The organism is Achromobacter sp. ESBL13 (genome assembly GCF_036668755.1).
GTDB lineage: Bacteria > Pseudomonadota > Gammaproteobacteria > Burkholderiales > Burkholderiaceae_B > Achromobacter.
In genome coordinates, this window is record NZ_JAZEVT010000001.1 from 721,816 (window position 1) to 739,531 (window position 17,716).

The 17,716-nt window shown below is 65.1% G+C and carries 17 protein-coding genes; 9 read left to right on the top strand and 8 right to left on the bottom strand.

Features of this window, described 5'->3' with window-relative positions:
- Positions 1-4: 4 nt before the first annotated feature.
- From V6F88_RS03345 to V6F88_RS03360, 4 genes are read right to left on the bottom strand one after another with little or no spacing between them, the layout of a single operon-like run.
- A complete protein-coding gene (locus V6F88_RS03345) occupies positions 5-1,150 on the bottom strand; it encodes an ABC transporter permease (protein WP_332607949.1) in 1,146 nt (381 codons plus the stop codon).
- The gene (locus V6F88_RS03350; RefSeq protein ID WP_332607951.1) at positions 1,147-2,142 is read right to left on the bottom strand and encodes an ABC transporter ATP-binding protein; all 996 of its coding nucleotides are present in this window, start codon (positions 2,140-2,142) and stop codon (positions 1,147-1,149) included. Before V6F88_RS03350 ends, V6F88_RS03345 begins: the two co-directional genes overlap by 4 nt.
- Positions 2,139-3,122: an HlyD family secretion protein gene (locus V6F88_RS03355; protein WP_332607953.1), complete on the bottom strand. Its 984-nt coding sequence runs from the start codon at positions 3,120-3,122 to the stop codon at positions 2,139-2,141. Before V6F88_RS03355 ends, V6F88_RS03350 begins: the two co-directional genes overlap by 4 nt.
- A gap of 2 nt (positions 3,123-3,124) precedes the next feature.
- Positions 3,125-3,904, bottom strand: coding sequence for a TetR/AcrR family transcriptional regulator (locus V6F88_RS03360; RefSeq protein WP_332607955.1), 780 nt, complete (start codon positions 3,902-3,904; stop codon positions 3,125-3,127).
- Positions 3,905-4,069: 165 nt separating this feature from the next.
- Here V6F88_RS03360 and V6F88_RS03365 point away from each other — a divergent pair, with 165 nt between their 5' ends.
- The 3 genes from V6F88_RS03365 to V6F88_RS03375 all read left to right on the top strand — a co-directional run bounded on the left by V6F88_RS03365 (position 4,070) and on the right by V6F88_RS03375 (position 6,574).
- Positions 4,070-5,107 carry an NADP-dependent oxidoreductase gene (locus tag V6F88_RS03365; RefSeq protein WP_332607957.1) on the top strand — a complete coding sequence of 346 codons (1,038 nt, stop codon included), beginning with the start codon at positions 4,070-4,072 and terminating at the stop codon, positions 5,105-5,107.
- A gap of 24 nt (positions 5,108-5,131) precedes the next feature.
- Entirely contained in the window at positions 5,132-5,812 is a 681-nt protein-coding gene (locus tag V6F88_RS03370; RefSeq protein WP_332607959.1) for a type 1 glutamine amidotransferase domain-containing protein, read from the top strand.
- A 165-nt stretch (positions 5,813-5,977) separates the two neighbouring features.
- Positions 5,978-6,574 (top strand): HD-GYP domain-containing protein, encoded by a 597-nt coding sequence (locus tag V6F88_RS03375; protein ID WP_332607961.1) that lies wholly within the window; start codon positions 5,978-5,980, stop codon positions 6,572-6,574.
- A gap of 74 nt (positions 6,575-6,648) precedes the next feature.
- Here V6F88_RS03375 and V6F88_RS03380 read toward each other — a convergent pair whose 3' ends face one another.
- Together V6F88_RS03380 and V6F88_RS03385 are read right to left on the bottom strand one after the other, a co-directional pair.
- A complete protein-coding gene (locus V6F88_RS03380) occupies positions 6,649-8,244 on the bottom strand; it encodes a glycerol-3-phosphate dehydrogenase/oxidase (RefSeq protein ID WP_332607963.1) in 1,596 nt (531 codons plus the stop codon).
- Positions 8,245-8,334: 90 nt separating this feature from the next.
- A complete protein-coding gene (locus V6F88_RS03385; RefSeq protein ID WP_332607965.1) occupies positions 8,335-9,204 on the bottom strand; it encodes a DeoR/GlpR family DNA-binding transcription regulator in 870 nt (289 codons plus the stop codon).
- 211 nt (positions 9,205-9,415) lie between these two features.
- On the opposite strand from V6F88_RS03385, the gene V6F88_RS03390 reads away from it, so the two are divergent.
- The 6 genes from V6F88_RS03390 to V6F88_RS03415 all read left to right on the top strand — a co-directional run bounded on the left by V6F88_RS03390 (position 9,416) and on the right by V6F88_RS03415 (position 15,455).
- Entirely contained in the window at positions 9,416-10,501 is a 1,086-nt protein-coding gene (locus V6F88_RS03390; RefSeq protein ID WP_332607967.1) for an ABC transporter ATP-binding protein, read from the top strand.
- On the top strand, positions 10,501-11,589 hold the full coding sequence (locus tag V6F88_RS03395) for an ABC transporter ATP-binding protein (RefSeq protein WP_332607969.1): 1,089 nt from the start codon (positions 10,501-10,503) through the stop codon (positions 11,587-11,589). The genes V6F88_RS03390 and V6F88_RS03395 overlap by 1 nt, the downstream gene beginning before the upstream one ends.
- The gene (locus V6F88_RS03400; RefSeq protein WP_332607971.1) at positions 11,586-12,476 is read left to right on the top strand and encodes a carbohydrate ABC transporter permease; all 891 of its coding nucleotides are present in this window, start codon (positions 11,586-11,588) and stop codon (positions 12,474-12,476) included. Before V6F88_RS03395 ends, V6F88_RS03400 begins: the two co-directional genes overlap by 4 nt.
- A complete protein-coding gene (locus V6F88_RS03405; RefSeq protein WP_332607973.1) occupies positions 12,469-13,281 on the top strand; it encodes a carbohydrate ABC transporter permease in 813 nt (270 codons plus the stop codon). The genes V6F88_RS03400 and V6F88_RS03405 overlap by 8 nt, the downstream gene beginning before the upstream one ends.
- A 13-nt stretch (positions 13,282-13,294) precedes the next feature.
- Positions 13,295-13,603, top strand: coding sequence for a DUF2160 domain-containing protein (locus V6F88_RS03410; RefSeq protein WP_046805023.1), 309 nt, complete (start codon positions 13,295-13,297; stop codon positions 13,601-13,603).
- A 121-nt stretch (positions 13,604-13,724) separates the two neighbouring features.
- Positions 13,725-15,455, top strand: coding sequence for an ABC transporter substrate-binding protein (locus V6F88_RS03415; protein WP_046805022.1), 1,731 nt, complete (start codon positions 13,725-13,727; stop codon positions 15,453-15,455).
- 118 nt (positions 15,456-15,573) lie between these two features.
- Here V6F88_RS03415 and V6F88_RS03420 read toward each other — a convergent pair whose 3' ends face one another.
- Positions 15,574-16,236, bottom strand: coding sequence for an arylsulfatase (locus tag V6F88_RS03420; protein ID WP_332607975.1), 663 nt, complete (start codon positions 16,234-16,236; stop codon positions 15,574-15,576).
- 359 nt (positions 16,237-16,595) lie between these two features.
- Positions 16,596-17,492 carry an NAD(P)/FAD-dependent oxidoreductase gene (locus V6F88_RS03425; protein ID WP_332607977.1) on the bottom strand — a complete coding sequence of 299 codons (897 nt, stop codon included), beginning with the start codon at positions 17,490-17,492 and terminating at the stop codon, positions 16,596-16,598.
- Positions 17,493-17,716: the final 224 nt, after the last annotated feature.

Below are 17,716 nucleotides of genomic sequence, written 5' to 3' on the forward strand. Positions count from 1 at the left end.
CGCGTCAATCCAGAGTGCGGCGGTAGAACTTCACGGCGGCGGTCATCACGACCGCGGTGAACAGCATCAGGGGCCAGATGCTGGGCCACAGATCCCACCAGCCGTTGCCTTTGAGCAGGATGCCGCGGATGAGCCGGTTGAAGTGCGTCAGCGGCAGCAGGTTGCCCAGGTACTGCGCCCACATGGGCATGCCCTGGAACGGGAACATGAAGCCAGACAGCAGCATGTTGGGCAGAAAATAGAACATGGTCAGCTGCATGGCCTGCAACTGGTTCTGCGCCAGCGACGACAGCGTGATGCCCACCGTCAGGTTGGCCGCCACGAACAGCAGCGCCGCCAGGTACACGGATAACAGGCTGCCCAGGATCGGCACATGGAAGACGAAGTGCGCGGCCAGCAGGATGATGGTGGCCTGGATCAGGCCGATGGCGATGTACGGCACGATCTTGCCGGTCATGACCTCCAGCGGGCGCACCGGCATCGACAGCAGGTTTTCCATCGTGCCGCGCTCGCGTTCGCGCGTCATGGCCAGGCCCGTCATCATCACCAGCGTCATCGTCAGGATCACACCCATCAGCCCCGGCACGGTGTTGTATTGCGAGATCTGCTCTTCGTTGTAAAGCCGGTGCACGCGCACGTCGAAAGGGGGTTGCCCGCCCGCCAGATTGGCCAGCGGGCCGGTCAGGTCCTTTTGCGCCACGGCCTGGGTCAGCTGCGTGGCCGCGCCAATCGCCATGCCGGTGGCCATGGGGTCGGTGGCGTCGGCTTCGATCAGCAATGCCGGCCGTTCGCCGCGCAACAGCCGGCGGGAAAAGTCCGGCGGTATGGTCACCACGAACAGCACGCGGCCCTGCGCCAGCGCGGCGCGGCCGGCTTCTTCGTCGCGCAGTTCCTCGGTGATGTGGAAGTAGTCCGACGACTTCATCGCCGCGATGAAGCTGCGCGTGAACGGGCTGTGGTCGGCCGTGATGACCGCCGTGGGCATCTGCTTGGGGTCGGTGTTGATGGCGTAGCCGAACAACGCCAACTGCATGATGGGCAGGCCCACGATCATGCCGAACGTGATGCGGTCACGGCGCAGCTGCAAGAATTCCTTCAGCACCATGCTCCACCACCGCGCCCACGAAAAGCCTTGCAGATGGCGCATCATGCCGGGCTCGCGAAGTTGTCGGTGGACCGGTTCATCAAGAAGATGAAAACGTCTTCCAGGCTGGTGTCAATGCGTTCCAGGCGCAGGTCCTGGCCGCGTATGGCGTCGCGCAAGGTGCGTTCCAGCAGCTCGGCGTTCTGGCCGCTGACGTGCAACGCCGAGCCGAACGCCACCGTCTGGTCGACGCCCGGCGCGCTGCGCAGGCGCTGGCCCAGCGGCACCAAGTTGTGGCCGTGGATGGCCCAGGTGGACAGGCGCTGTTCGGCAATCACCTGCTCGGCGGTGCCTTGCGTCAGCAGCTTGCCGTACGAGATATAGGCCAGCTTGTGGCAGCGTTCGGCCTCGTCCATGTAGTGCGTGCTGACCAGCACCGAGATGCCGCGCGCCGCCAATTCGTGCAGCTGTTCCCAGAAGTCGCGCCGCGCCGTCGGGTCCACGCCCGCCGTCGGTTCGTCCAGCAACAGCAGGCGCGGTTCGTGCAGCAGGCAGGCGGCCAGCGCCATCCGCTGCTTCCATCCCCCCGACAACGAGCCGGTCAGTTGATTGGCGCGGCTGTGCAGGCCCAGGTCTTCCAGGGCGCGGTCCACGGTTTGGCGGCGTTGCGGCATGTCGTACATGCGCGCCACAAAATCGAGGTTTTCCCGGATCGTCAGGTCGTCCCAGTACGAAAACTTCTGCGTCATGTAGCCGACGTGGCGCTTGATCTGCGCGCTGTCTTTCACAATGTCATAGCCCAGGCAGGTGCCGCTGCCGGAATCCGGCGTCAGCAGGCCGCACATCAATCGGATGCAGGTGGTCTTGCCGCTGCCGTTGGGGCCCAGGAAGCCGAAGATTTCGCCTTCCCGCACGCGCAGCGTTACGTCGTTGACCACGTGCTTGTCGCCAAAGCGCTTGTTCAAGCCGCGCACGTCGATCACGGCCTTGCCGGAATCGGGCGGAGCCGGCTGACCGTCGGCGGGGTGGTCGGCGGGGTGGCCCGGGTGTGTGGTCATTGCAGCGTGGCCTCGACCGGTTGGCCGGGATGCAGCCGCGCCGCCGCTTCGGGCGTGGGGCGCGCTTCCACCATGTAGACCAGCTTGCCGCGGCTTTCGCGGCTGTAGATCACGGGCGGCGTGTATTCGGCCTGGTCCGACACATAGTCGATATGCACGGGTATCGGATCGCCGCAGCCGTCGCAGCGCAGGCTGGCTTGTTGCCCCGCTTTTAATGAGCCGACCACGGTTTCGGGCACGAAGAAACGCACCTTGATGTTGCCGGGTGGCAGCAGGCTGACCACGGGGCTGCCCGCCGACACCCATTCGCCCACGCGGTACATCGTGTCGAACACTCTGCCGGCCGCCGGTGCGGCCAGCTGTTTTTGCGCAAGCGTCCACTCGGCCTGGGCCAAGGTGGCGCGGGCCGCTTCGACGGTGGCCGCCTGCGCCACGCGCTGATCCTCGCGCCCCGGCAGCCTGGCCACTTCCAGCTGCGCGCGCAGTTCGCGCACGCGCGCGGCGTCCGATTGGGCTTGTTCACGGCTGTCATCCAACTGCGCCCGGGCGATGCCGCCCACGCGGAACTGCGCGTTATCGCGTTGCAGTTGCGCGGCGGAACGCCGGCTGGCGGCTTCGGCCTGCGCCAACTGTGCGCGGCTGACATCGATTTCCGCCGGGCGCTTGCCGGTGCCGATGTCTTCCAGCTGCGCGATGGCGGCGGCAAGCTGCGCGCTGGCCTGGTCGCGGGCGGCGCGTTCGCGCGTGGCCTCCAGCGCAAACAGCGGCGCGTTGGCGTCCACCTGTTGCCCGCGCTTGACGGCCAGCGCGTCCAGGCGGCCCGCTTCGGACGACGCCACATAGACGTAGTCGCCTTCCACATAACCTTGGTAGAAAGGCGCGGCATCCTGGCCGCAGCCGGCCAGCAGCAACCCCAGCGCCAGCGTCGGCAGGGCGGGGGCGATACGAAAAAGGGCAGGTCGGGGGCGCAGGGTGGGCATGGTCAGGTCGCGGCGGCGGGGTGGGCAGGCGGCGAGAACAGGCCACCGGTCAGCATGGCGATGGCGTGGTCGGCGATTGCATCGGTATCGATGGCCTGCATGGGCGGATCGCCTTGCCACAGGCGCCGCCACAGGTTCGAGGTGGCCAGCGGCAACAGCGTCAGCCCCAGGATGGAAAGGAACACCAGGCGCGGTTCGACACCGGGCGTGGTGGCGCCGCGTTGCTGCGCCTGACCGATCACGGTGGCGAAAGCCGCCAGCCGTTCGGTGGGCACGTGGGGCAGCACGCGTTCACGCAATTGGCCGCCTTCGTTCACCACTTCATGGATCCACAGTGCGGGCAGCCACGGCCGCTCGGTCGCGCTTTGCACAATGCGCTTCACGATTTCGACCAGGTAAGCGCGCGCGGCAGTGGCCGGGTCGAGGCTTGCGGCAAGCGCCGGCGACGGTGACTTGCCGTCGTCGCCTTCGGCCTCCGACGCTAGCGGAACGGGCGACCACACAAAACCGATTACCGGCACGACGCGCTCAAGCACGACGGCGTCGATCAATTGGTCGCGGCTTTTGAAGTAGTAATGCAGCATGGCCGGCGTGACGGCCGCGCGCTGGGCGATGTGCGCGATGGTGGTGGCGGCCACGCCCTGGGCCGCGAACAGGCCCGTGGCAATGTCCAGCAATTGTTCGCGCATGGCGGCGGCGTCGGGGCGGGCGGGGCGGCCGGGGCGGCGCGCGCGCGGCGCGTCAATGGGGGAGGGGGCAGACGCGGACAGCGATTTGTTCATGTCGCGCAGTTTAATTAATCTTTTAATTAATTAAAAGAGGGGCAAGCATCAGGGTTACAAAGCAGGTCGGCCGACATCGATGGTGTAATGGCTCGGTTCCCCATCTTGCTGCCCCGGGCATTGCCTGCAAGACCTTGGGCGGCTTCCCCTGGAGGCTGGACTTCAATGACGCAATCCTCGTCAATCAACCGCCGCATCGTGCTTGCCGCACGCCCGCATGGCGAACCCACCGACAACGATTTCCGCCTGGAAACAGGCGACGTGCCGCAACCCGGGCCCGGCCAGGTACTGCTGCGCACGGTCTACTTGTCGCTTGACCCCTACATGCGCGGCCGCATGAGCGACGCGCCTTCCTACGCCGAACCCGTCCAGATCGGCCAGCCCATGGTCGGCGGCACGGTCTGCCGCGTGCAGGCGTCCAACCACCCCGAATTCAAGGCCGGCGAATGGGTGCTGGCGCAGTCCGGCTGGCAGGACTACGCGGTGTCGGACGGCACCGGCCTGTTGCGCCTGGGCGCCAAGCCGCAGCATCCGTCGTATTCGCTGGGCGTACTGGGCATGCCCGGCTTCACCGGCTACATGGGGCTGCTGGACATCGGCCAACCCAAGGCGGGCGAAACGGTGGTGGTGGCCGCGGCCAGCGGCGCGGTGGGCGCGGTAGTGGGCCAGATCGCCAAAATCCATGGCTGCAAGGTCGTGGGCATTGCGGGCGGCGCGGACAAATGCCGCTATGTGGTCGACGAGCTGGGCTTTGACGACTGCCTGGACCACAAGGCGCCCGACCTGGCAGGCCGGCTGGCGCGCGCCGTGCCGCAAGGCATCGACGTCTACTTCGAGAACGTGGGTGGCGCGGTGTTCGATGCCGTGTTGCCGCTATTGAACCCGCGCGCGCGTGTGCCGGTCTGCGGCTTGATCTCTGCCTACAACGCCACCAGCCTGCCCGACGGCCCGGACCGCCTGGCGCTGCTCATGCGCACCATTCTGACCAAGCGCCTGAAGGTGCAGGGTTTCATCATCTTCAACGAATACGCACACCGCTATGGCGAATTCCGCGAGGCCATGGAAGGGCTGATCGCGCAAGGCCGCATCAAGTATCGCGAAGACGTGGTCGAGGGGCTTGAGAACGCGCCGCGCGGCCTGATCGGCCTGCTTAAAGGCGAAAACGCGGGCAAGCGCATCGTGCGCGTCGGCCCGGACGAATAAGCGCGCAATCACACGGAGCGCAACATGAAAATCCTGATCGTGCTGACATCCCACGACACGCTGGGCAACACCGGCCGCAAAACGGGCTTCTGGCTGGAAGAGTTTGCCGCGCCTTATTACGCGTTTTTGGACGCGGGCGCGCAAGTGACACTGGCTTCGCCCAAAGGCGGCCAGCCGCCGCTGGACCCCAAGAGCGACGACCCCGACGCGCAGACCGACGCCACGCGCCGCTTTCGCCAGGACGCCGATGCCCAACGCGTGCTGGCCGGCACTCAGCGGTTGGCCGACGTGCAGGCGGCGGATTACGACGCGGTGTTCTACCCGGGCGGTCACGGCCCGCTGTGGGATCTGGCGGAAGATGCCAAATCCGTTGCCCTGATCGAAACCATGCTGGCGGCGGGCAAGCCGGTATCGGCGGTGTGCCACGCGCCCGGCGTGCTGCGCCATGCCAAGACGGCCGACGGCAAGCCGCTGGTGCAGGGGCGTCAAGTCACGGGCTTTACCAACAGCGAGGAAGCGGCGGTGCAATTGACCGACGTGGTGCCGTTTTTGGTTGAAGACGAGCTGACCCGTCTGGGCGGTTTGTACAGCCGTGGGCCGGACTGGCAGCCGTATGTGGTCTGCGATGGCTTGCTGGTCACCGGGCAAAATCCGGCGTCGTCGGTGGCGGTCGCCGAGGCCCTGCTGGAGCGGCTCAAGCGCTGAAATCGTCCGGTAAGCGGCGCGGGCCGGGGCCGCTCCTGGCCAAAGCTTTGATCTGCGCCGCTTGTACGCCCGTCGGCTGCTTGGTCAGGGCGGGAGCACATTGTGTCAGAATTGCGACTTTCCGATACAAATGCGGCGTCTCAACGCGGTGCCGCGCCTTCCTTGATGCCCCCAGACGTACCCCTAGATTCAGGTTCCTGCGAAGCCGCGTTGTTTGCGGCCATGCAGGCGCGAGACCCGGCCACCGGCCGGCACTGCAACCGCGTGGTCGCGCTATGCGTGGCGTTGGCCCAGGCGTGTGGGTTGAACGAAGACGAACAGCGGGCAGTGGCCGTGGCCGCGCGCCTGCACGACGTGGGCAAGATCGGCACGCCGGACCGCGTGCTGTACGCCCCGCACCGGTTGGAAAAAGACGATCGGGAAATCATGAAGGCGCATGCAGCGGTTGGCGCCGACATCATCCTGCACACCGACTTGCCGCAACGCGAGCTCATCGCGCAGGCCGTGCGCCATCATCACGAGCATTTCGATGGGTCCGGGTATCCGGCGGGGCTGGCGCACCACGATATCCCGATGCTTTCACGCATCATTTCCCTGGCGGATTCCTATGATGCGCTGGGCGATTCACGCCCTTATCATCCGGCGCGCTCGCACACTGAAATCATGGCCATCCTGCATCGCGAGGCCGGAGCAAAATGCGACCCTGACCTGTTGCGCGTGTTCGAAAGCATGATTCAGCACAGCCGGCTGAAAGTCCCGTAAAGCCGCGTCAAGGCGGCGCAAAGTTGGCGCAAGGGCGGGCGGGGCGTGTTTTGCGCCCCGGCCGCCCACCCGTTCTACAGCCGATACGTCGCGGCAACGACCGCCAGTTCCTGCAACGTGCGTTGCTGCCAGGCCGCGTCGTGGCCCAACTCTTCGGCCAGGATGCGGGCCACTTCGGGCGCGGCCAGCATCGCGGCTTCGGCGTCCAGGAACAGCGCGCGGTTGCGGCGCGCCAGCACGTCTTCGGCGCTGTGCGCCAATTCAAACCGCGCCGCAAAGCGCACATGCGCCTCGGACAAGCCGCTGGCCTTGACCAGCATGCGTTCGGCGCCGGGCAGGGCTTTCAGGGTAGCCAGGTCGCTGCCGTAATAGCTGTCCGGCGTGCCGGCGTGTTCCTGCGACGGGGCCAGGCCGGACGCGCCATGCAGCGGCAACGATTCCGTGCGGCACGATGCCTGCGTCAGCAGCTGATGCTGAATCGCGGTGTCCACCACGTCCTGCGCCATGCGGCGGTAGGTGGTCCACTTGCCGCCCGTTACCGTCACCAAGCCCGCGTTGGACACCAGGATGGTGTGCTCGCGCGACAACTGCTTGGTGGCGGCGTCGCCGGTGGCCTTGACCAGCGGACGCAGGCCCGACCATACGCTGGTCACGTCGTCGCGCGTGGGTTTGCGGCTGAGGTAGCGCGCCGCCGTGTTCAGGATGAAATCCACGTCCTGCGCACCGGCTTCCGGGTCCAGCGGCAGGTCGCCGCGCGGCGTGTCGGTGGTGCCCACGATGGTGTGGCCGTTCCATGGCACCACGAACAGCACGCGGCCGTCGTCGGTCTTGGGGATCAGGATGGCGCGATTGCCGGGCAGGAACTCGCGCGGCAAGGTCAGGTGCACGCCCTGGCTGGGCGCCACCATCGTGGCCGCGTTCTTGTCTTCCATGCGGCGCACCGCATCCACCCACACGCCGGTGGCGTTGATGACGCAGCGCGCGCGCAGCGAGAAGCTGGCGCCGCCGATCACGTCCTGCGCGGTCACGCCGTCAACCTTGCCGTTGGTGGTGCTCAGGCCGGTGGCGCGCACATAGTTCACCGCCGTGCCGCCCAGGTCAAACAACGTGCGCATCAGGCTCATCGCCAGGCGCGCGTCATCGAACTGGCCGTCGTAATACAGCACGCCGCCCTTCAAGCCACGCCCGTTGACCTTTTCGGCCAGCGTCGGCGCGTTGGCCAGGGTGTCGCGGCGCGACAACCAGCGGCTGGGCGCCAGGTTCAGCTTGCCCGCCAACATGTCGTACATCTTCAGGCCGATGCCGTAGAAGGGCTGGTCGAACAGGTTGTAGGCGGGCACCACGAAGCCCAGCGGCCACACCAGATGCGGCGCGTTGCGGTTCAAGAGGCCGCGCTCGTGCAGCGCTTCACGCACCAGGCTGACGTTGCCTTGCGCCAGGTAGCGCACGCCGCCGTGCACAAGCTTGGTCGCCTTGCTGGACGTGCCCTTGGCAAAGTCCGCGCCTTCGATCAGCAAGGTGCGGTAGCCGCGTGAGGCCGCGTCCACGGCGGTGCCCAGGCCCGTTGCGCCGCCGCCGATGACGATGACGTCCCAGGACGGCGTGTTGTCCAAGGTGGACAGCAGGCGGTTGCGATCGGGCGGGGTGACGTTGGCTAGGGGTTGGTTCATAAGTTGTCGCGGCAGGGCCGCCAGGTAAAAGCAGGGTGGTTTCGTGCCAGGCGCGGGTGGCGGGGATAAGCCCGGGTCCCGTGCGTTTTTTCAAGCGTTGGGTGCCGAGGTGTTCGTGGGGCCTTGCGCGCCGGCCGGGCTGGAAGCGCTGGAAGCGTTGGGCGTGCCGGGCGCGCTCAGTGCATTGGCATTGGGCGCCGCCGCCACTTCGCAGCGCACGCCCGAATCCAGCAGCACCTGGGCCAGCGGTTCTTGCGGATGCGCGTCGGTGAAGAAGCGGTCGATTTGTGAAATGTGCGCCAGTTCAACCATCGCCTGGCGCTTGAACTTGCTGCTGTCCGCCGCCAGCCAGACCTCGCGCGATTGCTCGATGATGGTCCGGGCCACGCGCACTTCGCGGAAGTCGTAATCGCGCAGCGTGCCGTCGGCTTCGATGCCCGAAATGCCGATCAGGCCGATATCGACCTTGAACTGGCGGATGAAGTCCATGGTGGCTTCCCCCACGATGCCACGGTCGCGCGAGCGCACCACGCCGCCTGCCACGATGACTTCGCAGTCCGGGTTGTCCGACAGGATGTCCGCCACGTGCAGGTTGTTGGTGATGACGCGCAGGCCGCGATGGCGCAGCAGGGCGCGCGCGATGGCCTCGGTGGTGGTGCCGATGTTCAGGATCAGCGAACAGCCGTCCGGCACCGCCCGCGCCACCGCTTCGGCAATGCGCTGCTTGCCGGCGGCGTGCAGCCCTTGGCGCTTGCGGTAGGCAATGTTCTCGATGGTGGACGCTTCGATGCGCACGCCGCCGTGAAAGCGCGACAGCATGCCCGCTTCGGAAAGGATGTTCACGTCGCGCCGCACGGTTTGCAGCGTGACGTCAAAACGTTTGGCAAGCTCTTCGATCGTGGCCGAGCCTTGGGCTCGCACCATTTCGACCAAGGCGCTTTGTCGTGGATTCAGTGTCATGTTCGCATGATAAAACAACAAAAGCGAAAAATAATGCCGCAGTGCAAGATTGTTTTTTGTTCGCTTCTTGGGTAAAACGCACAAAAAACGAAAGCCGTGTGAAAGAGTATGCTCATCCTGTTGCGCCACCGCGCGCAATGGCTGGGACGCTGTACCGAATACCGAAGTCCGTTGAAAAAACAGGGACGTATAAGTAGGTAGAGGAGACACCATGCAGCTGACCTTGGACAGGATCGCCTTGCGGGCCGGCTCGCAAACGCACCTGACTCCCATGAGCCTGGCGCCCGTGCCCGGCGCCATGACGGTGTTGCTGGGGGTCACCCTGGCAGGCAAGACCTCGTTGATGCGCATCATGGCCGGGCTGGACCGGCCCACCGAAGGCCGCGTGCTGGTCGATGGCGCCGACGTTACCGGCGTCCCGGTGCGCCAGCGCAACGTGGCGATGGTCTACCAGCAGTTCATCAATTACCCGTCCATGTCGGTCTACGACAACATTGCCTCGCCTTTGAAGCTGCGCGGCGAAAAGGACATCGGCGAAAAAGTCCGCGCCATGGCGGCGCGGCTGCATATTGACCATCTGCTGGCCCGCTATCCCGCCGAACTGTCCGGGGGGCAGCAGCAGCGCGTGGCTCTGGCCCGGGCGCTGGTCAAGGACGCGCCGCTGATCCTGCTGGACGAACCGCTGGTCAACCTGGACTACAAGCTGCGCGAGGAATTGCGCGACGAGCTTTCGGAGTTGTTCGCGGAAGGGCGCTCCACGGTCGTCTACGCCACCACCGAACCCGGCGAAGCCCTGTTGCTGGGCGGCCACACCGCCGTGCTGGACGCGGGCGAACTGTTGCAATACGGCCCCACCGCCCAGGTCTTTCACCGCCCCAATTCCATCCGCGTGGCGCGCGCGTTCAGCGACCCGCCCATGAATCTGTTCCCCGCGCGGCGCACCGGCGCCGGCTTCGTGCTGCAAGGCCAGCTGGCCGTAGACCGCGCGCTGCCGGGCAACGCGGGCGCGGACATCACGGCGGGACTGCGCGCGGGGGCCCTGGACGTGGAACCGCGCCCGGGCCACATCGGTCTGCCCGGCGTGGTGAAGCTGGCTGAAATTTCCGGGTCGGACACCTACGTGCACGCCAGCACGGCTGCGGGCGACGTGGTCGCGCAGCTACCCGGCGTGCACCGCTACACGCTGGACGAACGCGTGCAACTGTACTTCGACCCGGCCCAAACCTATGCCTTTGACGCCGGCGGCGCCTTGCTGGCCGCGCCGCGCCAACCCGCCGGCGCGGGGGAGGCGGCCTGATGGCGCAGATCGAGCTGGACCTTTCCCATTCCTATGTGGCCAACCCCAAGGCCGACGAGGACTACGCGCTGTTGCCGCTGACGTTCACCTTTCGCGATGGCGGGGCCTATGCCTTGCTGGGGCCGTCGGGCTGCGGCAAGACCACGCTGCTGAACTGCGTGTCGGGCTTGCTGCGGCCCTCGCACGGGCGCATTTTGTTTGACGGCCGGGACGTTACGGCCAAGAGCCCGCAGGCACGCAACATCGCCCAGGTGTTCCAGTTTCCGGTGGTCTACGACACGATGACGGTGGCGGACAACCTGGCGTTTCCGCTGCGCAATCGGGGCGTGCCGCCCGAGCGCATCCGCGAACGCGTGGGCCGCATCGCCGAAATGCTGGAGATGTCGCATGTGCTGGACCGCCGCGCCAGCGGCCTCACGGCCGATGCCAAGCAGAAGATCTCGCTAGGGCGCGGGCTGGTGCGCAGCGACGTCTCGGCCATTCTGTTCGACGAACCCTTGACGGTGATTGACCCCCAGCTGAAGTGGGAGCTGAGGCGCAAGCTCAAGGAAATTCATCACGAATTCAAGCTGACGCTGATCTACGTGACGCACGACCAGACCGAGGCGCTGACCTTTGCCGACCAGGTGATGGTGATGGCGCGCGGGCGCGCCGTGCAGGTCGGCAGCGCCGACGATCTGTTCCAGCGACCGGCGCACACCTTTGTCGGGCACTTCATCGGTTCGCCGGGCATGAACTTCCTGCCCGCGCAATGGCGCGATGACGCGCTGTGGGTCGGCAACACGCGCGTGCCCGGCGCCGCGCCGCAGCTTGCGACAAAGCTGGCGGGCACGGGCGCCATCAAGCTGGGCGTGCGGCCCGAATACCTGCGCCTGACCGACGCGACCGCGCCGGGCGCCGTGGCGATGCGCGTCGACCGCGTGCAGGACGTGGGCACCTACACCTTGCTGGTGGCCGATTTCGAAGGCACGCCCGTGCGCGCCCGCCTGGGCAGCAACATCGTGCCGGTGGCCGCCGGCGGCACCGTCTGGCTGTCGGTGTTGAACCCGCACACCTGCTTTTATCGCGACGAGGTGCTGATCCCATGAAGCCTATCGATCACCGGGCCTGGTTCCTGGTTCTGCCCGTGGTGCTGTGCGTGGCGTTCTCGGCCATCCTGCCGCTGATGACCATCGTCAATTACTCGGTGCAGGACATCATTTCGCCCGAACGGCGCGTGTTCGTCGGCACGGAATGGTTTGCCGCCGTGCTGCAAGACGAAGAGCTGCACGGCGCCTTGTTCCGCCAGATCGGGTTTTCGCTGGCGGTGCTGGCCATTGAAATTCCGTTGGGCATTTTGCTGGCGCTGTCGATGCCGGCAGGCGGCTGGCGCGCGTCAGCCGTGCTGGTCATCATTGCGCTGTCGCTGCTGATCCCATGGAACGTCGTGGGCACCATCTGGCAGGTGTTCGGCCGCACCGACATCGGGCTGCTGGGCGCGACGCTGTCCTGGCTGGGGGTGGACTACAACTACACCGGCAATGACGTGGACGCCTGGGTGACGGTGCTGGTGATGGACGTGTGGCACTGGACGCCGCTGGTGGCGCTGCTGTGCTACGCGGGCCTGCGCGCCATTCCCGATGCCTACTACCAGGCCGCGCGCATCGACGGCGCGTCGCGGCTGGCGGTGTTTCGCTACATCCAGCTGCCCAAGATGCGCGGCGTGCTGATGATTGCCGTGCTGCTGCGCTTCATGGACAGCTTCATGATCTACACCGAACCCTTCGTGCTGACGGGCGGCGGGCCCGGCAACGCCACGACGTTCCTGTCGCAATACCTGACGCAAAAGGCCGTGGGCCAGTTCGACCTGGGGCCCGCCGCGGCGTTCTCGATCATCTACTTTTTGATCATCCTGCTGCTGTGCTTCGTCCTCTACAACTGGATGCAGCGCGCGGGCACGGCCGGCGGCCTGGACGAGGAGCATCCCCATGCGTGACCAATCCACCTGGTGGCGTTCCGCCTTCCTGCTGCTTTACCTGGTGTTCGCCATCCTGCCGCTGTATTGGATGCTGAACATGTCGTTCAAGACCAATACCGAAATCGTCAGCACGCTGACGCTGTGGCCGCGTGACTTCACGTTCGAGCATTACCGCACCATCTTCACGGACCGTGCCTGGTATTCGGGCTACATCAATTCTTTGATCTACGTCGTCATCAACACGGTGATTTCGTTGGCCGTGGCGCTGCCCGCCGCCTATGCGTTTTCGCGCTATCGCTTCATCGGCGACAAGCACGTGTTCTTCTGGCTGCTGACCAACCGCATGACGCCGCCCGCCGTGTTCCTGTTGCCGTTCTTTCAGCTGTACAGCTCGTTCGGCCTGATGGACACGCACCTGGCCGTGGCGCTGGCGCACCTGGTGTTCAACGTGCCGCTGGCGGTCTGGATTCTGGAAGGCTTCATGTCCGGCGTGCCGCGCGAAATCGACGAAACCGCGTATGTGGACGGCTATTCCTTTCCGCGTTTTTTCCTGACGATCTTCCTGCCGCTGATCAAGTCCGGCGTGGGCGTGGCGGCGTTTTTCTGCTTTATGTTCAGTTGGGTGGAATTGCTGTTGGCCCGCACGCTGACCTCGGTCAACGCCAAGCCCATCGTGGCCACCATGACGCGCACCGTGTCGGCCTCGGGCATGGACTGGGGCGTGCTGGCGGCAGCCGGCGTGTTGACCATCGTGCCGGGGGGCATCGTCATCTGGTTCGTGCGCCACTACATCGCGAAGGGCTTCGCGATGGGCCGCGTGTAGAAAAGGGGCCGCCATGTTCAGCTGGATGGTTTGGACCACCCCCGTCGCCGTGTTCTTTTCCTGCATCGTGCTGATGCTGGTGGGCATGACGGTGTGGGAATTGAAATCGCCCACGGTCGAACGCAAGGGCTTCCTGCCGCTGCGCACCACACGTGGTGACAGGCTGTTTATCGGGCTGATGGCCGCGGCCTGGCTGAACCTGGCTTTCCTGGGGTTCGGGCAAAAGGCGGTGGAATGGTTTTCGCTGGATGAGCCGCCATCGGTGTGGATCAGCTTTGTGGCGTCCATGCTGTTGCTGGCATTCATCATGAGAAAGGGCTGAAGGGGCGCATCGACCCCTGCCGAATCGGGATGGAAAATTTTGAAGGACTACGGGCCCGCATCTTCCCCGGCCAGAGGTCCGCAGCAGAACAGAAGGGGAAGCGTATTCGAGGAGACAGGTCATGAAATTGCGCATGCACGCCATGGCGGCCGCTATCGCCCTGATCGGAACATCAGGGGCTTGGGCCGGCGAGCCGGAAGCGAAGAAGTGGGTGGATTCCGAGTTCCAGCCTTCCACGCTGTCCAAAGACCAGCAGATGGCCGAAATGAAATGGTTCATGGACGCGGCGGCCAAGCTGCGTGCCAAGGGCGTCAACGAAATCAGCGTGGTGTCGGAAACCATCACCACGCACGAGTACGAATCCAAGACGCTGGCCAAGGCGTTCAGTGAAATCACCGGCATCAAGGTCAACCACGACCTGATCCAGGAGGGCGACGTTGTCGAAAAATTGCAGACGTCGATGCAGTCGGGCAAATCCATCTACGACGGCTGGATTTCGGATTCGGACCTGATCGGCACCCACTACCGCTACGGCGCCATCCTGCCGCTGTCGGACTACATGGCCGGCGCGGGCAAGGAATGGACCAACCCCGACCTGGACATCAAGGACTTCATCGGCACCAAGTTCACCACCGCGCCCGACGGCAAGCTGTACCAATTGCCCGACCAACAGTTTGCCAACGTCTATTGGTTTCGCGCCGACTGGTTCGCCCGGCAGGACTTGAAGGACAAGTTCAAGGCCAAGTATGGCTACGACCTGGGCGTGCCCACCAACTGGTCGGCCTACGAAGACATTGCCGATTTCTTCTCGAACGACGTCAAGGAAATCGACGGCAAGAAGGTCTATGGGCACATGGACTACGGCAAGAAAGACCCGTCGCTGGGTTGGCGCTTTACCGATGCGTGGTTATCGATGGCGGGCGCGGCCGACAAGGGCCTGCCCAACGGCATGCCGGTGGACGAATGGGGCATCCGCGTGGCCGACGACAAGTGCACGCCGGTGGGCGCATCGGTCTCGCGGGGCGGCGCCACCAACAGCCCGGCCGCCGTCTACGCGCTGACCAAGTACATCGACTGGATGAAAAAGTACGCGCCGCAGCAAGCCATGGGCATGACGTTTTCAGAGTCCGGCCCGGTGCCCGCCCAGGGCCAGATCGCCCAGCAGATCTTCTGGTACACGGCCTTTACCGCCGACATGACCAAGAAGGGGTTGCCGGTCGTGAACGAGGACGGCACGCCGAAGTGGCGCATGGCGCCGTCGCCCTATGGCCCGTACTGGAAGGATGGCATGCAGAACGGCTATCAGGACGTGGGCTCGTGGACGTTCTTCAAGTCCACCAACCCCGACAAGATGGCCGCGGCCTGGCTGTACGCGCAGTTCGTCACGTCGAAATCGGTGTCCTTGAAGAAATCCATCACGGGCCTGACCTTCATCCGCGACAGCGACATCCACAGCGAGTTCTTCACCAAGAACGCGCCCAACTACGGCGGGCTGATCGAGTTCTATCGCAGCCCGGCACGTGTGGCATGGACGCCCACCGGCAACAACGTGCCCGACTACCCCAAGCTGGCGCAGTTGTGGTGGAAGAACGTGGCCACGGCGGTCACCGGCGAAAAAACGCCGCAGGCCGCCATGGACAACCTGGCCAACGAGATGGATCAGGTGATGGCGCGCCTGGAGCGGGCAGGCATGGCGCAATGCGCGCCCAAGCTGAACGCCAAGAGCGACCCATCCAAGTGGCTGTCGGACCAGCATGCGCCGTGGAAAAAGCTGGCCAACGAAAAGCCCAAGGGCGAAACCATCCCGTATGAAAAGCTGCTGGCGGCCTGGAAGGAGGGCAAGGTCCGGTAAGGGCAGGACGGCGCAGGCAGTGCACGCAATGCAGGCACTGAGGGCATTGAAGGCAGCAACCTAGGCCCACGCCGCCGATCCCGCCACCGCAAGCATCGTCCACGGATGGCCGTAGCCGTCATCCGTGGACGATGTTGCTTGAGCGGATGGGCAGTTGCAAAGCGGCCTGCAAACCCGCCCGCGCTGCGTCCAGGGGCCGCCGTTGTCCCTGCACCATCGCCCCGGCGTCGGCCATCCAAGGATGTGCAAACGCCACCACGTCGGCGCCTCGGTCATAGGCCTCTTGCGCCGCGTTTGCGCAGGCTTGCAGGCAGGCGGGCATATCGCCGGCCTGGAACAACGCCCACGCGTCCGGTACCAGGTGCACGGCCACCGTTGCCCCGCTGGCCTTGGCATGGTGTTCGAACAGCATCCGGTTGGCGTCCACGGCGGAGGGCGCCGCGCAAAGCACGACGATACATCCGCCCGCGTGGGTGGCCGCCATGGCCAGCGCCACGTCGGCGCGGATCACCGGCACGGGAAATTGGGGCATCTGGTCAATCACGGGGCCCAGCGTGGCGCAGGTCACGATGACGGCGTCCGCATCGATGGCCAGGCTTTGTACGGCGTCATTGATGCGATCGTGCAACGCGTCATCCGTCGTCGGTCCTTGGTCTATGGCTTGCCGAAAGTCCGGGCGCACGTCGTGGCGCAGCTGCGCGGCATTCACGCCCGCCTGGGCGGCCGCATGCTCAAATACGGCCCGGTTGCCATCAATGGTGTGCAAGAACGAAATACGCATTTGAAGCCATCCTGATATTCATGGTGTGCGCGCATTGTTCTGCCTTACCGACGCGGTAACAAGGCAAGTCCGAATACCGGTATTGCCTGTACCCGGCTTTTTTCTCCATACCTTTTCGACCATGTTTCGGGCGGGACCGGCGATCTGCCAGGAAGCGCCGGGTTTCGACCGTCGGCAATTCCATCAAGACTGGAATGCCAGCGTGGCGGCGTGCTTCAAGGCGCGGCAGTGAGCCTCGCGCTGATTGATGGGCGGATTGGTGCGCGAATTTCTGCGCGTATTTATGCGCGGATGAAGCGCGGATGAAGCGTGGATGATGCGTGGATTGATGCGTGGATTGATGCGCGGCCCACACCCGCTTATTCCATCACCAGCGAATGGTGCGCGCACACGCCCGCCATCACCCCCGATGCACTGGCAAGCGTGGCGTTGCTCATGGGGATGGCAGCGTCGCCCGCGGCAAAGACACCTTCCACGCTGGTTTGCCGCAGATCGTCCGCACGAATCAACGGGCCCAGCGGGCCGTCGGTAAACGCACATCCCAGTTGCGCGGCCAGTGGGCTGGCCATGTGCGTCTTGCTGGCGACGAACAGGGCGTGGATGGCCATGCGCCGGCCGTCGGCCAGCTTCACGGCGTCCAGGCAGGGTGACGCGCCCATCAATTCGACGATGGGGCTGCGTTCGATGCGCACGCCGCGCTTGGCCATCAAGGCGGCCTGTTCTGCGTCCGGTTCAAACTGGCCTTGCGTGAAGTACGTGGTGGGGCCCCAGTCGGGCAGCAGCACGGCCTGATGCGCCGACATGGGATGCGCTGCCATCACGCCCAACGGCCGGCCGGCCGTTTCATAGCCGTGGCAATAAGGGCAATGCAGCACTGTCTGCCCCCAGCGTTCTTGCAAGCCGGGCACGGCGGGCAATTCGTCGCGCAAGCCGGTGGCCAGGATCAGGCGCTTGGCCCGCAGCTGCTGGCCATCCGCCATTCGAACTTCAAAGCGACCAAATTCGCCGCTGGCGTTGACCGCGTCACCGTCCAAAAAACTTACGCTGGGATATCGCGCCAGCTGTTCGCGGGCTAGTTGCACGATGTCGTGCGGGGCCCTGCCGTCCTGGCCCAGAAAGCCGTGGGAATGCGCGGCGAAACGGTTGCGGGGCTGGCCGCCGTCGATCAGCAGAATGCGTCTTCTGGCGCGTGCCAATTGCATGGCGGCGGACAGGCCGGCAAAGCTGCCGCCCACGATGATGACGTCGTAATTCATCGGCTGGTTCCTTATCGTTGGCTATCAAGATACTTCGTAAGTTGCATGATAATGCGGCAATTGGTTTTCACGCAATCTGAAATGTTCTTTGATGCCGAATTCACGGACCGTGCGGTCCACGCAGGCGCCAGCGCACGGTGTATTCTCGATTCCGTGCCGCGTCCCAACCCCGCGCGGTGCGAAAAAAAGAAGGTGCTCGGCGCCCATCAGGCGCCCGCGTGCCA

Excerpts from the sequence above, each read along its gene's own strand:
- V6F88_RS03345 (WP_332607949.1), bottom strand. The coding sequence starts at position 1,150 with ATGATGCGCCATCTGCAAGGCTTTTCGTGGGCGCGGTGGTGGAGCATG.
- V6F88_RS03350 (WP_332607951.1), bottom strand. The coding sequence starts at position 2,142 with ATGACCACACACCCGGGCCACCCCGCCGACCACCCCGCCGACGGTCAG.
- V6F88_RS03355 (WP_332607953.1), bottom strand. The coding sequence starts at position 3,122 with ATGCCCACCCTGCGCCCCCGACCTGCCCTTTTTCGTATCGCCCCCGCC.
- V6F88_RS03360 (WP_332607955.1), bottom strand. The coding sequence starts at position 3,904 with ATGAACAAATCGCTGTCCGCGTCTGCCCCCTCCCCCATTGACGCGCCG.
- V6F88_RS03365 (WP_332607957.1), top strand. The coding sequence starts at position 4,070 with ATGACGCAATCCTCGTCAATCAACCGCCGCATCGTGCTTGCCGCACGC.
- V6F88_RS03370 (WP_332607959.1), top strand. The coding sequence starts at position 5,132 with ATGAAAATCCTGATCGTGCTGACATCCCACGACACGCTGGGCAACACC.
- V6F88_RS03375 (WP_332607961.1), top strand. The coding sequence starts at position 5,978 with ATGCCCCCAGACGTACCCCTAGATTCAGGTTCCTGCGAAGCCGCGTTG.
- V6F88_RS03380 (WP_332607963.1), bottom strand. The coding sequence starts at position 8,244 with ATGAACCAACCCCTAGCCAACGTCACCCCGCCCGATCGCAACCGCCTG.
- V6F88_RS03385 (WP_332607965.1), bottom strand. The coding sequence starts at position 9,204 with ATGACACTGAATCCACGACAAAGCGCCTTGGTCGAAATGGTGCGAGCC.
- V6F88_RS03390 (WP_332607967.1), top strand. The coding sequence starts at position 9,416 with ATGCAGCTGACCTTGGACAGGATCGCCTTGCGGGCCGGCTCGCAAACG.
- V6F88_RS03395 (WP_332607969.1), top strand. The coding sequence starts at position 10,501 with ATGGCGCAGATCGAGCTGGACCTTTCCCATTCCTATGTGGCCAACCCC.
- V6F88_RS03400 (WP_332607971.1), top strand. The coding sequence starts at position 11,586 with ATGAAGCCTATCGATCACCGGGCCTGGTTCCTGGTTCTGCCCGTGGTG.
- V6F88_RS03405 (WP_332607973.1), top strand. The coding sequence starts at position 12,469 with ATGCGTGACCAATCCACCTGGTGGCGTTCCGCCTTCCTGCTGCTTTAC.
- V6F88_RS03410 (WP_046805023.1), top strand. The coding sequence starts at position 13,295 with ATGTTCAGCTGGATGGTTTGGACCACCCCCGTCGCCGTGTTCTTTTCC.
- V6F88_RS03415 (WP_046805022.1), top strand. The coding sequence starts at position 13,725 with ATGAAATTGCGCATGCACGCCATGGCGGCCGCTATCGCCCTGATCGGA.
- V6F88_RS03420 (WP_332607975.1), bottom strand. The coding sequence starts at position 16,236 with ATGCGTATTTCGTTCTTGCACACCATTGATGGCAACCGGGCCGTATTT.
- V6F88_RS03425 (WP_332607977.1), bottom strand. The coding sequence starts at position 17,492 with ATGAATTACGACGTCATCATCGTGGGCGGCAGCTTTGCCGGCCTGTCC.